The 14,070-nt window shown below is 66.5% G+C and carries 10 protein-coding genes; 8 read left to right on the forward strand and 2 right to left on the reverse strand.

The window, feature by feature from the left end:
- Positions 1-62: 62 nt before the first annotated feature.
- The gene (locus V3391_RS07110; RefSeq protein ID WP_332077743.1) at positions 63-6,716 is read right to left on the reverse strand and encodes a putative Ig domain-containing protein; all 6,654 of its coding nucleotides are present in this window, start codon (positions 6,714-6,716) and stop codon (positions 63-65) included.
- A gap of 292 nt (positions 6,717-7,008) precedes the next feature.
- On the opposite strand from V3391_RS07110, the gene V3391_RS07115 reads away from it, so the two are divergent.
- The 4 genes from V3391_RS07115 to V3391_RS07130 are packed head-to-tail and all read left to right on the forward strand — an operon-like array spanning position 7,009 to position 9,295.
- On the forward strand, positions 7,009-7,557 hold the full coding sequence (locus V3391_RS07115) for a phage tail protein (protein WP_332077744.1): 549 nt from the start codon (positions 7,009-7,011) through the stop codon (positions 7,555-7,557).
- Positions 7,558-7,602: 45 nt separating this feature from the next.
- Positions 7,603-8,133: a phage tail protein gene (locus tag V3391_RS07120; protein ID WP_332077745.1), complete on the forward strand. Its 531-nt coding sequence runs from the start codon at positions 7,603-7,605 to the stop codon at positions 8,131-8,133.
- A gap of 51 nt (positions 8,134-8,184) precedes the next feature.
- Entirely contained in the window at positions 8,185-8,724 is a 540-nt protein-coding gene (locus tag V3391_RS07125; RefSeq protein WP_332077746.1) for a phage tail protein, read from the forward strand.
- Between the two features lie 4 nt (positions 8,725-8,728).
- The gene (locus tag V3391_RS07130) at positions 8,729-9,295 is read left to right on the forward strand and encodes an N-acetyltransferase (protein WP_332077747.1); all 567 of its coding nucleotides are present in this window, start codon (positions 8,729-8,731) and stop codon (positions 9,293-9,295) included.
- Here the strand turns inward: V3391_RS07130 and V3391_RS07135 are convergent.
- The gene (locus V3391_RS07135) at positions 9,288-9,578 is read right to left on the reverse strand and encodes a DUF6916 family protein (protein WP_332077748.1); all 291 of its coding nucleotides are present in this window, start codon (positions 9,576-9,578) and stop codon (positions 9,288-9,290) included. The two genes, V3391_RS07130 and V3391_RS07135, sit on opposite strands and share 8 nt — an antisense overlap.
- A 250-nt stretch (positions 9,579-9,828) precedes the next feature.
- On the opposite strand from V3391_RS07135, the gene glnA reads away from it, so the two are divergent.
- The 4 genes from glnA to V3391_RS07155 all read left to right on the forward strand — a co-directional run bounded on the left by glnA (position 9,829) and on the right by V3391_RS07155 (position 13,980).
- On the forward strand, positions 9,829-11,238 hold the full coding sequence (glnA, locus tag V3391_RS07140; RefSeq protein ID WP_332077749.1) for a type I glutamate--ammonia ligase: 1,410 nt from the start codon (positions 9,829-9,831) through the stop codon (positions 11,236-11,238).
- Positions 11,239-11,515: 277 nt separating this feature from the next.
- On the forward strand, positions 11,516-12,220 hold the full coding sequence (locus V3391_RS07145; RefSeq protein WP_332077750.1) for a TorF family putative porin: 705 nt from the start codon (positions 11,516-11,518) through the stop codon (positions 12,218-12,220).
- A gap of 28 nt (positions 12,221-12,248) precedes the next feature.
- Positions 12,249-12,587 (forward strand): P-II family nitrogen regulator, encoded by a 339-nt coding sequence (locus V3391_RS07150; protein WP_159681228.1) that lies wholly within the window; start codon positions 12,249-12,251, stop codon positions 12,585-12,587.
- A gap of 19 nt (positions 12,588-12,606) precedes the next feature.
- Positions 12,607-13,980, forward strand: a complete 1,374-nt coding sequence (locus V3391_RS07155) for an ammonium transporter (protein ID WP_332077751.1) — start codon at positions 12,607-12,609, stop codon at positions 13,978-13,980.
- Positions 13,981-14,070: the final 90 nt, after the last annotated feature.

Genomic DNA, 14,070 nt, shown 5'->3' on the forward strand with positions numbered 1-14,070 from the left:
TCCTCGAATTCGGGCCGCCGTCGCGAACGGCGACGGCGGAACCGGTTGTGATCCGGTGCGCGTCAGCGCCCGGTCCGGAACATCAGTTGCACAGCGTTGTCGCGTTGTTCGCCACTGCCCACGACGCCGCGGTAGTCGAGCTGCAGCGAGTAACCGGTGAACTGGAACGACGCGCCGACACCGAGCATCAGACGGCTGCGGTCGTAGCCGCGCACACCGGTCACGTAGACCGGGCCGAGCAGATCCGCGTACTGCATCGATGCGGTGCCTTCGGCATCGAAATCGTGCTGGTACTCGATCCGGAACTGCGGTGCGAATGCGCCCCACGATGTCACCCGACGGAACGAGGACCGCAGGCCGACGTTGCCGGTGGTGGTGTCAACATCCTGCTCGCCGTACGCCAGATCATTCACGCCGCCACCGTGTTCGACATAGCCGTCCAGCGTGCCGCGCATTGCATCCACCCGGGCGTAGGGCGTGTGTTGCCACGGGCCGCGGACGAGGTCGCTGCCGACTGACACCGATGCGAGGCGCTGGTCACCGTCGCGGCTGCCGCGTGCCATGCCGCCGCCTGCGGTGACGTAGCGGTCGACGTCGTAGGACAGCGACTGGAAACCCATCACACCATCGACAAAGAACGTGCCACCTGGCTGCAGGCTCGCGTACAGCGCGAGCGTGCGCGCGTCGCCGCGCAGATGCGATCCGTTCTGACCGACCGACGTGCTGTCCTGGCCGTAGCCGAGACCGGCGCCGATCACGAGAGCCGAGTGGACGCGGATATCCGCACCCGCGCTGACGCCCTCGGTCTCGAAGTCGAACCCGCGTCCACCGGCCTGGCCGTCGAAGTTGCCCGAACGCAACGTGCCGCCGATCCAGTAGCCGACGCGATCGCCGTTGGGCTGCGCGGTGTCCGTTCGCGTGTCGCCGGACATCGAACCGCCGTCGTCGTAAGGACCGTTGAAGCGTTCGGCCGTCCGCTCCTCGCGCGACGCCGTGCCGCAGAGACTGTCGGGCGCATGGAAGCGGTTGTCGGGGCACAGTTCGCGGGTGGCGAATGCCAGTCCGTTGCGCGATCCGCCACCGGCGCGCGCGCCATGCAGCTGTTCGAGGCGCTGTTGGAAGTTGTTGAGCTGGCTGGTCGCGAACCGGCGCGTCGCCGCCGCCTGCGCGTCGAGCAGACCCCGCACTTCGGGATCGCGGGTCGGGTCAGGTCGATCGATGACGGCCAGTGCGTAGGTCCGCATGCCGGTGAATCCGAGCGCGTCCGTGGCCCGGATCGCGACGGTGAAGTTGCCCGACACGGTCGGCGCGCCCGACAGCACACCCGTCGCCGACAGCGTGAGGCCTGCCGGCAGCGCGCCGCTTGTGATCGCGTAGGCATACGGCGCAGTGCCGCCACGGGCGACCAGCGTCTGGCTGTAATCCAGCGCGGAGATCGCCTGCGGCAGCGTCTCGGGATCGATCACGATCACCGGCGTCGACACCAGCAGCGTGTAGGCGAGCGTGGCGGTACCCGGCGTGCCTGTCGTGCTGTCGGTCGCCGTGATGGAGAAGCCGAAGCTGCCGGCGACGGTCGGCGTGCCGGACAGCAGGCCGGTGGATGGTGCGAGTGTCAATCCGGCCGGCAGCGCGCCGGCACTGATCGCGTACCCGTATCCGGGCACGCCGCCACCGGCGGTGAACTGCTGGCTGTATGGCGAGCCTGCTGTGGCGCCCGGCAGCGTGTCCGGGCTCAGCGTCACGGTCGGCACAGCGACCACCAGCGCATACGGCTGCGTGATGGACTGTCCATTGGCATCGGTGGCGGTGATGTCGACGTTGAAGCTGCCGGCCGCGGTCGGCGTACCCGCGACCGTACCGTCTGCCGAGAGCGCGAGGCCGGCGGGCAGGGCGCCTGAGGCGATCGCGAATGCATACGGCGCGACACCGCCGCTGGCCGACAACATCTGACTGTAGGCCGCGCCTGCTGTTGCACCGGGCAGCATGGCCGGCGTGATCGAGATCGTCGGTGCAGGCACATCGAGGGTGTAGCTGTGACTGATCGAGAACGGTGCACCAGCACCCGTGGAACCGGTGTCCGTGGCGGTGACGGTGATGGCGTACGTGCCCGGCACCGTCGGCGTACCCGAGAGGGTGTCACCTGCGAAGGTGACGCCCGCGGGCAGCGCGCCGGTCAGGGCATACGTGTACGGACCGACACCGCCATCTGCAGCGAACACCTGCGTGAAGGGCGCTGCATACGGTGCCGTCAGCGTGCCCGCCGCCGGATCCAGCGTCAGCAGCGGTGCGGCGACGAGCAGGGCATAGGCCTGCGTCACGGACTGTCCGTTGGCATCGGTCGCAGTGATGGCCGGATTGAACGTGCCTGCCGCGGTCGGGGTGCCGGACAGCGTGCCGTCCGCCGTCAGGGTGACACCTGCCGGCAGTGCGCCGGCGGTCACCGCGAACGCATACGGTGCGACGCCGCCGCTGGCCGACAGTGTCTGCGCATATGCACTGCCCACGGTCGCACCCGCCAGGGTGGCCGGTGCGATCGTGATCACCGGCGCCGGCACTTCGAGCGTATAGCTCTCGGTGATCGATACCGGCGTGCCGCCGCTGGTGATGCCACCGTCGGTCGCGGTCACGCTGACCGCATAGCTGCCCGGTGTCGTCGGGGTGCCCGACAGCGTGTCACCAGCGAAGGCGAGTCCTGCCGGCAGGTTGCCCACCAGCGCATAGGTGTAGGGCCCCGGGCTGCCGCTCGCGACGAATGTCTGGCTGTAGGCAGCGCCGTAGATCGCCGTGAGGGTGCCTGCGGCTGGGCTCAACGTCAGCGTGGGGGCAGTGACGACGAGCGTGTACGCACGCGAACCGGTCTGGGCGAAGGCATCGGTCACGGTCACCGTGACATTGAAACTGCCGGCGTCGGTTGCGGTGCCGGTGAGGGCCCCTGCAGCGTCGAGCGTCAGACCCGCAGGCAATGCGCCCGCGGTGATCGCGAACGTATACGGCGCAGCACCGCCCGTCGCCGTCAGTGTCTGGCTGTAGGCGCTTCCCGCGGTGGTGGCCGGCAACGTCGCGGGTGAGATCACGATGGTCGGGGCCGGCACGTCGAGCGTGTAGCTCTGGCTGACCGAAAAGGGTGCGGCTGCACCGGTCGAGCCTGTATCCGTTGCGGTGACGGTGAAGGCGTACGTGCCCGGCACTGTCGGTGTGCCCGACAGGGTGTCGCCGGTGAACGTGATGCCGCTGGGCAATGCGCCGGTCAACGCGTAGGCATAGGGGCCGACACCGCCGCCGGCGACGAAGGTCTGCGTGTAGGGCGCCGCATACGGCGCGGTGAAAGTGCCGGCGGCCGGAGTCAGCGTGAGCGTGGGCGCATCCACTGCCAGCGTGAAGGCCTGCCCGATGGTGAAGGGGCCCGAACCGGTGCTGCTGTCGGTCGCGGAGACCGCCAGGTTGAAAGTGCCCGCCTGGGTGGGCGCACCGGAGATGGTGACGCTGTTGCTCGTGGTTGCGGTGATCGACAGGCCGGCCGGAAGGTTGGCGACCTGGTAACCACTCCACGGCTGGGCACCGCCATTCCAGGTGAAGGTCTGGGTGTAGGCCGCACCGACACCGGTACTCAGTCCGCTGCCCGCCGTGATGGTCACGACGGGGTCGGCGACCGTGACCGTCACAGTGGCCGGTGCGGACGTACCGCCGCTGTTGGTGGCGGTGTAGTTGAAAGTGTCGGTGCCCGCGAAACCTGTCGCCGGCTGGTAGCTGATGGTGGTGCCGGTGGCTGTCGCCGTCCCGTTGACAGGTGCCGTGACGACAGCCACCGATGTCGCTGCACCGCCGGTGATGTTCAGCGTGACGGCCGTGGCCGGCGCGTTGTAGGTCGTGGTGAACGCCACGGCGTTGGCGACCGGAGCGACATCGACGACGGTGATGCCGTAGGACTGGGTGGCGCTGTACGGGCCCGTCCCGGTGCTGCTGTCGGTTGCGGTGACGCTGAAATTGAAGGCGCCCAGCGTCGTGGGCGTACCGCTGATTGCGCCGGTCGCAGCGCTGAGCGTCAGGCCGCTTGGCAACGCGCCAGCGGTGACACTGTAGGCGTAGGGGGCTGTGCCGCCCGACGCCGGCGCGATGGCCGCGGTGTAAGCGGTCTCCAGCGTGCCGTCGGCCAGCGGCGTCGCGGGCAGGCTGACTGTCGCCGGGGCGACGGTCAGCGTATAGGCGCGCGCGCCGGTGAACGGCCCGGGCGACGCGCTGCTGTCCGCTGCGGTGACCGTGAAGTTGAAGCCGCCACCTGCAGTCGGTGTTCCGGCCAGAGTGCCGCCAGCCGACAGCGTGAGGCCGGTCGGCAGCGCGCCGGCGGTGACGGAGAAGGTATACGGCGCGGTCCCGCCATTGGCCGTCAGCGACTGGCTGTAAGCGACACCGACCGTGGGTGTCGGAAGTGTGGGCGGCGCCACGGTCACCGGCACGTCGTCGTTGACGATCGTCCCCACGCCCTGGGTGTCGGTGATGGTCGCGTTGGTCGCCCCGCTCAGATTGACGAAGAATGTCTCGTTGGCTTCCGGCACGGTATCGCCATTGACCGACACGCTGACCGACTGGCTGGTGATGCCCGGTGCGAAGGTCAACGTGCCACTGGCGCTGGTGTAATCACCCGGTGCGACCGCGGTGCCGTCGGCGGTCGCGTAGTTGACCGACACGGTCCGGCCACTCGCGGCGCTCAGGGTCACGGTGAAGACCATCGCCGTGGTGCCGGCGTTGCCTTCGACCAGACTGACGTCGTTGATCGACAGGCTCGGGAGTGCATCGTCGTTGACGATCGTTCCAACGCCCTGACCGTCCGCGACCACCGCATTGACCACATTGGTGACGTTGACGAAGAACGTTTCGCTCTGCTCGTTGAGCGTGTCGCCGTTGACCAGCACCGTAAAGGTGTAGGTGCTGGCACCGGCAGGAATCGTCTGGCCGGTCAGGCTGTTTGCAACGTAATCGACACCCGCGGTCGCGCTTCCGTTCGCCGTGGCGATGTCGAAGGTCACGCCGCCTGGACCGGCCGGTGCGCTGAGACTGACCGTGAAGGTGAAACTGGTGGTCCCTGCGTTGCCTTCGTTCGCGGTGACATCGTTGATGGCCAGCGTCGGCAGGTCGTCGTTGAGGATCGTGCCGGTGGCGCTCGCCGGTGCGCCGACGGTGTAGCCCGTACCGGCCGCAAGCGTGATGACCACAGTCTCGTCAGACTCGATCGTGGCATCGGCTGTCGGATTGATCACAACGGTGCCAGTGGTCGCACCAGCAGCGATCGTCACCGGCGAGCTCACGCTGGCGTAGTCCGTGCCGGCGGTCGCGGTGCCGGCAATGGTGAAGTTCACCGCAGTGGCGACCAGCGGCGCTTGGTTCAGTGTGACCGTGTAGACCAGATTCGCTGCCCCGTCTTCGGCCACGGCTGCAGGGGAGACTGTGATGCTGGCACTCGGCACATCGTCGTTGAGGATCGTGCCTGTGGCACTCGCCGGGGTGCCGACGGTGTAACCGCTGCCGGCGGCGACGGTCAGGATGACGGTCTCGTCGGCTTCGACCTGACTGTCGGCCGTGGGGTCAATGACGATGGTGGCCGTGGTCGCACCGGCGGGAATGGTTACCGTTGCCACGCCGCCGGTGTAGTCGGTTCCTGAAGTCGCGGTACCGCCGGTGGTGATGTTGACCGCCGTCGGCGACGACAGGTTGAGGCTGCGGGTGACCGTGAATACCAGGTTGGTGGCGCCGTCTTCGGATACCGATGCGGGCGCGACGGAGATCGAGACGCTGGGCGGCGGGCTGACCGTCAGGGTGAAGGGCTCGAGCTCGAAGTACTGGCCTGGTCCCGTGCTGCTGTCGGTCACGCGGATGGTGACGGGATAACTGCCCGGAGCCGCTGCCGTCGTTCCGCCGAGTACGCCGGTCGCGCCGAGCGTGATGCCGGCGGGCAGCGCACCGCTTTCGAGCTGGTAGAGATGGGGCGCCACGCCGCCGCTTGTCGAGAGCTGAAGCGAAAAGGGAGCGCCCTGGATCGCAGTCGCGCTGGCGGGTACGAGCGCGAGTGCAGGGTTCTGGACGGTTCCCGCGTATCCCTTGTCGACAAAGGCGCCGAGACTGTCCTGCGAGCGCACGTTGACGGTGTAGGTACCACGCTGGGTCGGCGTCCCGGACAGCGTGCCGGACGTCGACAGGGTGAGGCCGGCCGGCAGCGCGCCGCTGGCGACCGAATAGGCGTAGGGCGCGGTCCCGCCTGTGGAACTCAACAACTGGTTGAACGGCGTGCCGGCAGTCAGCGTAGGCAGTGCGGACGGCGACACCGTGATCGCGGAGGCTGACGGCGCGATCGTGACGTTGAAGCGCACGAAGGCGTCTTCGAACTCGTCCCAGAGGGAGAACGTATCGCTGGTCGTATTGCCGCCGTTGTGGATGTAGGTGACCGACTGCTGATTGCCATCGACCGGGCTCAGGACGATCGAACCGTTGACGGGATCCTCGGCAGGCGGGCCGCTGCTCAGGCCGAAACCTGCGATGGGGGGGGTGCAGACGCTGACATCGAAGGTATGGGTGCCACCGGGCGCGACTGTGGCCGTGAACGGCTGCGGACAGCTCGACGTTTGTGCGCTGGCGAGCGCCGGCCACAGCAGACTGACCAGCAGCAGCATCCACGACAAACCGAACGCGCCCGCGACAGCGCGGCGCTGCGATACCGTCTTCATTCCTGCATCCCCCGATGGCGCCGGCCGCTGTATGTGCCGAGCTCCTGTTTCGACCATTGCGGTCGTGCGCCGCGGTGACATCCCGGTCGGGCGCATCCCCGCTCCCCCAAGCGCGCGCATTACAGCAGTATTCCGGCCGCTGTGCGACCGGAGAAACAGGTCGGCCCACTTTTTCGCGCAAATGGAGAAGTGCAATCCTGGAAAGCGCTGCATCGAGCTGTTCACGAGCCAGGGTTTGGGACTACGCTAGCGCGCGGCCGGCATGCGTTCCGGTCCCTGGGGAGGGGTTGCGATGAGCGAGTTCTTCATCGGTCAGATCATGATGGCCGGGTTTGGTTTCGCCCCGAGATACTGGGCGCAGTGCAATGGCCAGCTGCTGCCGATCAATCAGAACCAGGCGCTGTTCTCGTTGCTGGGAACGCAGTACGGCGGCAATGGCGTCACCACGTTCGCGTTGCCGGACCTGCGCAGCCGCACGCCGGTGGGATATGCCTCGTCGGTGGATCCGGGCTGGCAGCCACCGGCCGTGCAGATCGGCCAGCCAGGCGGCCTCGAAGCCGTGACATTGCTGACCTCGCAGCTTCCCGGACATACGCATGCGGTGCATGCCACGACGGGCCCCTCGAACAGTCGCCTGCCCAACAGTCGCGCGTTCGCGTCGACCACCAACAGCGCCGGCGCGCCGCCGAAGGTCTACGGCGCGGCGAGCGGTCCGCAGGTGCCCCTCGCGCCGCAGTCGGTCGGCACAACGGGCAACGGCCAGGGGCATCCCAACCTGCAGCCTTATACCGCCATCAATTTCTGCATCGCGCTGCAGGGCATCTTCCCGTCGCGCAACTGAAGCCCTGGCGCGTCATGCGCCCCACGAGTGTCGGAGCTGTCCTCAATGAGCGTGCCCTATGTCGGCGAGATCCGGATGTTCGGTTTCGGTCGTGTGCCCAATGGCTGGCAGGCCTGTGACGGAAGTCTGCTGTCGATCGCCGAATACGAAGTGTTGTACGTGCTGCTCGGCACCACCTATGGCGGCGATGGCCAGTCCACGTTCGCGGTCCCGGACATGCGTGGACGCGTGCCGGTGCACCAGGGCCAGGGACCCGGTCTGAGCAATTACGTCCTCGGTCAGGTTGCCGGCACCGAGACGGTCACGTTGCAGGCCAACCAGCTCCCCCCGCACAGCCACACGATGGTCGCGACGACCGCGGGCGCCTCGGCCTCGACGCCGGGTCCGGCCCTCTTGCCGGCCGCCGTCAGCGGCGACACCTTCTACGTCGCATCGCCAACCGGCAACACCGCACTGCCCATGGCCACCCAGATGGTCGGTGTGGCCGGTAACAACCTGCCGCACGAGAACTGCATGCCCACATTGACCGCGCAGTACTGCATCGCCTGGTCCGGGATCTTCCCGAGCCAGAGCTGAGCAGCCGATCATCCACCGTCCCTGCTTGACCGGAACCGGAGTCCGCGTGTCATGACCGAGCCCTTCGTCGGCGAGATCCAGCTGTTCGGCTTCAACTTCAATCCCCGCGGCTGGGCGTTCTGCAACGGTGCGACCTTGCCGATCCAGCAGAACACCGCGCTGTTCGCGCTGCTCGGCACGCAGTACGGCGGCAACGGCCAGACGACATTCCAGCTTCCCAATTTCGCCGGGCGCCTGGGCACGCAGCAGGGGCAGGGGCCAGGACTGACGCCGCGGAGCATCGGCGAAACCTTCGGCGCGAACCAGGTTTCCCTGACGGCGGCGCAGATCCCCGCGCATACGCACGTGGTGAATGCCTGGTCGCAGACCGCCGCGGGCACCGGCCGATCAGCGCCAGTGGCTGGCGGCGGACTGTCGTTCCTGAGTGCGACGAGCGCACGCAGCTTCGGTACCGGCGCGATGGATACGACGCTCGCGCCCGGCACTCTGCAACCGAATGCGGGCGGCGATCAACCGCACAGCAACCAGCAGCCCTATCTCGGTCTGAATTTCTGCATCGCGTTGCAGGGCGTGTTTCCGTCCTTCGGATGACCGCATGAGCATCGCGCTGCCGATGCCGCCGGAACGCGATGGCTGGCCGCGCATTCCGGTGTCGACGGCTTCACAGCCCGCTGCCCTGCGCTGGCTGTGCGACGACGATCTGCCCTGGCTGCGCGCGCTGTATGCGAGCACGCGTGAAGCGGAACTCGTGGGGGTGCCTTGGCCGGCGGGCATGCGCGATACGTTTCTCGATCAGCAGTTCGCCGCCCAGCACCTGCACTACGTGTCCGCGTTTGCCGATGCCGATTTCCTCGCCGTCTGCGCTGGCGTTACACCGCTCGGGCGACTCTATCTGCGGCGCACGCCGCCCTTGCACCTGCTGATCGACATCAGCCTGTTTCCGCACGCGCGAGGACGGGGACTCGGTGCGACACTGATCGCGGCAGTGCAGGATAATGCGCGGATGCAGGCCTGTGGCGTCGAATTGCACGTGCTGCAATCCAATTCCTCTGCGCAGCGCCTCTACCGCCGGCACGGGTTCGATGTCGTCGCAACGGAGGCGCCTTACGTGCGGATGACGTGGTCACCGGAACGGCTGCCCACGCCTCAGGGCGTCAATTGAAAACGGCCTGGTAGACGAATCCGTCGCGGTTCTGGGCCACGGGTACCAGGAAGATGCCCAGTTCGCCAAGAGCGGGATGACGCAGGCGATAGGTCTGCTGCGGAAACAACACCGGCGATCCGTTGTGGAACAGCAGCGAAAACGGAGCGCGATGCGAGCCCTGCAAAGAGCCCTGCAGTGACTTGACCTCGACGAGCACGAACGCCGCCTCCATTCCCTGCATGTCTGCCAGGAAAGTCTCGTTGAGGCAGCCGGCGAAGTGTTCGAGCGTCAGCAGATCCATGGAAGTGTGCGCGATGCAAAGGCGGACTCGCATCATCGCAGCCGAACGACTTCTATGCAGACCAAAGTGAAACGAGTGATGGGCGACGCACCAACCAGGTGCATTTGCACGGATAACGCACCAATCACATAGGTGAATTGACGCTGTCGGGCCTGAATTTATTGTTAAGTCATTGATTCATATAATCGAATTAGTTGGCACGGCGATTGCGTAGGTTTGGGACACAATCAACGCGCAAGGCAGTCGCTCCATGTCTACCGACAATCTCGAAAAGCTGATCAAGGACCACAAGATCGAGTTCATCGATCTGCGTTTCACCGATATGCGTGGCGTGCAGCACCACGTCACGTTCCCGAAGTCGATCATCGAACCCGGCCTGTTCGAGGACGGCAAGATGTTCGACGGCTCGTCGATCAGCGGCTGGAAGGGCATCCAGAACTCCGACATGGTGCTGCTGCCCGACGCGTCCACCGCGTTCGTCGATCCCTTCACCGCCGATCCGACGCTGGTGTTGACCTGCGACATCCTCGATCCGACCACGATGCAGTCCTACGAGCGCGATCCGCGCGGCATCGCGAAGCAGGCCGAGGCGTTCCTGAAGTCCAGCGGCATCGCCGACCAGGCGTTCTTCGGCCCCGAGCCCGAGTTCTTCATCTTCGATTCGGTGCGCTACTCGAACGAGATGGGTCACACCTTCTTCCACATCGAATCGGAAGAAGCCCACTGGAACTCGGCCAAGGAATACGAAGGCGGCAACAGCGGCTACCGTCCCGGCATCAAGGGTGGTTACTTCCCGGTGGCCCCGCTCGACTCGCTGCACGACATCCGCGCCGAGATGTGCAAGACGTTGGAACAGGTCGGCATCGAAGTCGAAGTGCACCACCACGAAGTCGCGAACGCGGGCCAGTGCGAGATCGGCACGCGCTTCAACTCGCTGGTCGCCAAGGCCGACGAACTGCAGACGATGAAGTACATCGTCAAGAACGTCGCGTTCCGCAACGGCAAGACCGCGACCTTCATGCCCAAGCCGATCGTCGGCGACAACGGCAGCGGCATGCACGTGCACCAGAGCCTCGCCAAGGGCGGCACCAACCTGTTCACCGGTGACGGCTACGGCGGTCTGAGCCAGACCGCGCTGTGGTACATCGGCGGCATCTTCAAGCACGCCCGTGCGATCAACGCGTTCTCGAACGCGTCGACCAACTCCTACAAGCGTCTGGTGCCGGGCTTCGAAGCGCCGGTGATGCTGGCCTACTCGGCGTCGAACCGTTCGGCCTCGTGCCGTATTCCGTACGTCGCCAATCCGAAGGCGCGCCGCATCGAAATGCGCTTCCCCGATCCGATGCAGTCCGGCTACCTGACCTTCGCCGCGCTGATGATGGCGGGTCTGGACGGCATCAAGAACCAGATCGATCCGGGCGGCCCGAGCGACAAGGATCTCTACGACCTGCCGCCCGAGGAAGAGAAGAACTTCCCGACCGTGTGCCACTCGCTGGACCAGGCGCTCGACGCGCTCGACAAGGACCGCGACTTCCTCAAGGCCGGCGGTGTGTTCTCCGACGACTTCATCGATGCGTACATCGCGCTGAAGATGAAGGAAGTCACAGCCTTCCGCGGCGCGACGCACCCGCTCGAATACCAGATGTACTACGCGATCTGAAGCACTTTTACGGGGTCGGCCATTGGCCGGCCCCGTTGCGTTTCACCGCCCGACGGCGGCGCCTCCCTCCCCCACGGTGGGCGGCACCGCCGACAGGCACGGAGTTCCGGATTCATCCGATGGATTGGACAGCGGCCGCACAGACGCCACAGAGCGTCGGTCGCGGCGACGGCAGCCAGGGGGCGCCGGCGTCGAACGTTCCACCTGCGACAAGAACAACAACAGACGCAGTACGCACTGACCGGGGAGGGCTTTCCATTCATTTGAGGAGCCTGTCATGTCGTCACGCAAGAACGCACTCGCCACACTGCTGTGCGCAGGTCTGCTGTCCGCCGGTGCCGCGCACGCGGAAGTCTCCGGCTCGATCACGCTGACCAGCGATTACCTGTTCCGCGGCGTCACCCAGACCGATGAGAAACCGGCCCTGCAGGGCGGTGTCGAATGGGCGCACGACAGCGGTTTCTACGTCGGCACCTGGGGCAGCAGCATCAGCTGGCTGTCCGATTCCGATCCCGACATCTCCAGTCAGCTCGAGCTCGACGGCTATGTCGGCTTCCGCGGCGATTTCGGCGACAGCGGCTTCGGCTACGACGTCGGCGCCGTGCACTACTGGTATCCGGGCAGCTATCCGGCGGGCTTCAACAAGGCCGACACCACCGAGCTCTACGCGGGCGTGAGCTGGAACATCCTCAGTGCCAAGTATTCCTACGCCGTCACCGATCTGTTCGGCATTCCCGACTCCGACGGCAGCAGCAATCTCGACGTCGCCGTCGGCTGGGAGTTCGCACCCAGCTGGACGCTCAACGGCGCCGTGGGCAAGCAGTGGGTCGCCGGCAGCGCGGGCACTGCGACGTACGCGTTCTGGTCGGCAGGCGTGGGCAAGTCGTTCGACAACGGCTTCGACATCGCCCTGAACTTCAACGACAACGACCTGATCGGTCCCGACGACACCATCACCCTCGCCGTCACCAAGTCGTTCTGACGCGGCGCGCGCGCATCTGGAGACCCACATGAAACTGATCATCGCGATCATCCGCCCGTTCAAGCTCGACGAGGTCCGCGAGGCACTCGGCGAAGCCGGCGTCACCGGCCTGACCGTCACCGAGGTCAAGGGCTTCGGCCGACAGAAGGGCCACACCGAGCTCTATCGCGGCGCCGAGTACGTCGTCGATTTCCTGCCCAAGCTGAAGATCGAATGCGCGGTCAGCGACGACGTGTTCGAGGCGGCGATCGAGGCGATCACCAAGGCGGCGGGCACCGGCAAGGTCGGCGACGGCAAGGTGTTCGTCCTCGCACTCGAACAGGCCCTGCGTATCCGCACCGGCGAAATCGGCGCCGACGCGCTCTGACCCCACGGAGATTCCTGACATGACAAAGATCGAGTTCCGCGGGTGGAAGACCCGGATGCAGGCGCTGTGCCTGATGCTGGTGTGTGCGTGCGCGCTGTTCGGCGTCGCAGGCGGCGCGTTCGCGCAGGACGTACCGGCCGAGACGGCGGTGGCCGTGGTGGAAACGGCCGAGGCCGTGACGTTCGACAGCGGCAACGTGGCGTGGATGCTCACCTCCACGCTGCTGGTGCTGCTGATGGTGGTGCCCGGCCTGGCGCTGTTCTACGGCGGCATGGTGCGTGCGAAGAACGTGCTGTCGGTGATCATGCAGGTGCTGGTGGTGTTCTCGGTGGTGATCATCCTGTGGGTGGCCTACGGCTACAGCGCGGCATTCACCGAGGGCAATGCGTTCTTCGGTTCGTTCACCGAGAAGGCTTTCCTGCGCGGCATCACCGCGGAGACGGATGCAGGCGGTCTGCCGGAATTTTTGTTCATCGTGTTCCAGTCGACGTTCGCTGGCATCACCACGGCGCTGGTCGTCGGGTCCTTCGCCGAGCGCATCAAGTTCTCCGCGGTGCTGCTGTTCTCCATCCTGTGGGTGACGTTCGCCTACCTGCCGATGGTGCACATGGTGTGGAGCGGTGAAGCGGGCTTCCTCGCGCACAAGGGCGTGATCGATTTCGCCGGCGGCACGGTGGTGCACATCAATGCCGGTGTCGCCGGCCTGGTGGGCGCGTACTTCCTCGGCAAGCGCCTGGGCTACGGCAAGGAGGCGATCAAGCCGCACAGCGTGCCGTTCACCTTCATCGGTGCATCGCTGCTGTGGGTGGGCTGGTTCGGCTTCAACGCGGGCTCGGCGCTCGCCGCCGATGCCAGCGCGTCGCTGGCCATGCTCAACACCATGGTCGCCACCGCGGCCGGCGTCGTCGCCTGGAGCATCGTCGAAGCCTTTACCAAGGGCCGTCCGTCGGCGCTGGGTGCGGCCTCGGGTGCGATCGCAGGCCTTGTCGGCATCACGCCGGCCGCCGGCACCGTGGGCCCGATGGGCGCGCTGGTGATCGGTCTGGTTGCAGGTGCGCTGTGCGTGTGGGGCGTCACCGGTCTCAAGCGCCTGCTGCGCGCCGACGACAGCCTCGACGTGTTCGGCGTGCACGGCATCGGCGGCATCGTCGGCGCCCTGCTGACCGGCGTTTTCAGCGCGCAGTCGCTGGGCGGCACCGAAGCCGATCTCGCGATCGGCGCGCAGGTGTGGGTGCAGTTCGTCAGCGTGGCGTTCACCGTGCTCTGGTGCGCCGTGGTGACCGCGGTGGTGATGCTGATCGTCAAGCTCGTCGTCGGTCTGCGCGTGACCGAGGACGAGGAGCGCGAAGGTCTGGACATCGTCTCGCACGGCGAATCGGCCTACGAGAAGTAAGGCACATCCGGCGTCCGCGCAGTCGCGCGGACGCCGGCAACGCAAGCGGGGCAGCGGGCGACGGCGGGGAAGGCCGGCGCCCGCTTTTTT

Origin of the sequence: Luteimonas flava (assembly GCF_036584485.1) — a bacterium.
GTDB classification, from domain to species: Bacteria; Pseudomonadota; Gammaproteobacteria; order Xanthomonadales; family Xanthomonadaceae; genus Luteimonas; species Luteimonas flava.

Bases quoted from the DNA above. Each gene is read 5' to 3' on its own strand.
- V3391_RS07110 (WP_332077743.1), bottom strand. From the start codon at position 6,716: ATGAAGACGGTATCGCAGCGCCGCGCTGTCGCGGGCGCGTTCGGTTTG.
- V3391_RS07115 (WP_332077744.1), top strand. From the start codon at position 7,009: ATGAGCGAGTTCTTCATCGGTCAGATCATGATGGCCGGGTTTGGTTTC.
- V3391_RS07120 (WP_332077745.1), top strand. From the start codon at position 7,603: ATGAGCGTGCCCTATGTCGGCGAGATCCGGATGTTCGGTTTCGGTCGT.
- V3391_RS07125 (WP_332077746.1), top strand. From the start codon at position 8,185: ATGACCGAGCCCTTCGTCGGCGAGATCCAGCTGTTCGGCTTCAACTTC.
- V3391_RS07130 (WP_332077747.1), top strand. From the start codon at position 8,729: ATGAGCATCGCGCTGCCGATGCCGCCGGAACGCGATGGCTGGCCGCGC.
- V3391_RS07135 (WP_332077748.1), bottom strand. From the start codon at position 9,578: ATGGATCTGCTGACGCTCGAACACTTCGCCGGCTGCCTCAACGAGACT.
- glnA (WP_332077749.1), top strand. From the start codon at position 9,829: ATGTCTACCGACAATCTCGAAAAGCTGATCAAGGACCACAAGATCGAG.
- V3391_RS07145 (WP_332077750.1), top strand. From the start codon at position 11,516: ATGTCGTCACGCAAGAACGCACTCGCCACACTGCTGTGCGCAGGTCTG.
- V3391_RS07150 (WP_159681228.1), top strand. From the start codon at position 12,249: ATGAAACTGATCATCGCGATCATCCGCCCGTTCAAGCTCGACGAGGTC.
- V3391_RS07155 (WP_332077751.1), top strand. From the start codon at position 12,607: ATGACAAAGATCGAGTTCCGCGGGTGGAAGACCCGGATGCAGGCGCTG.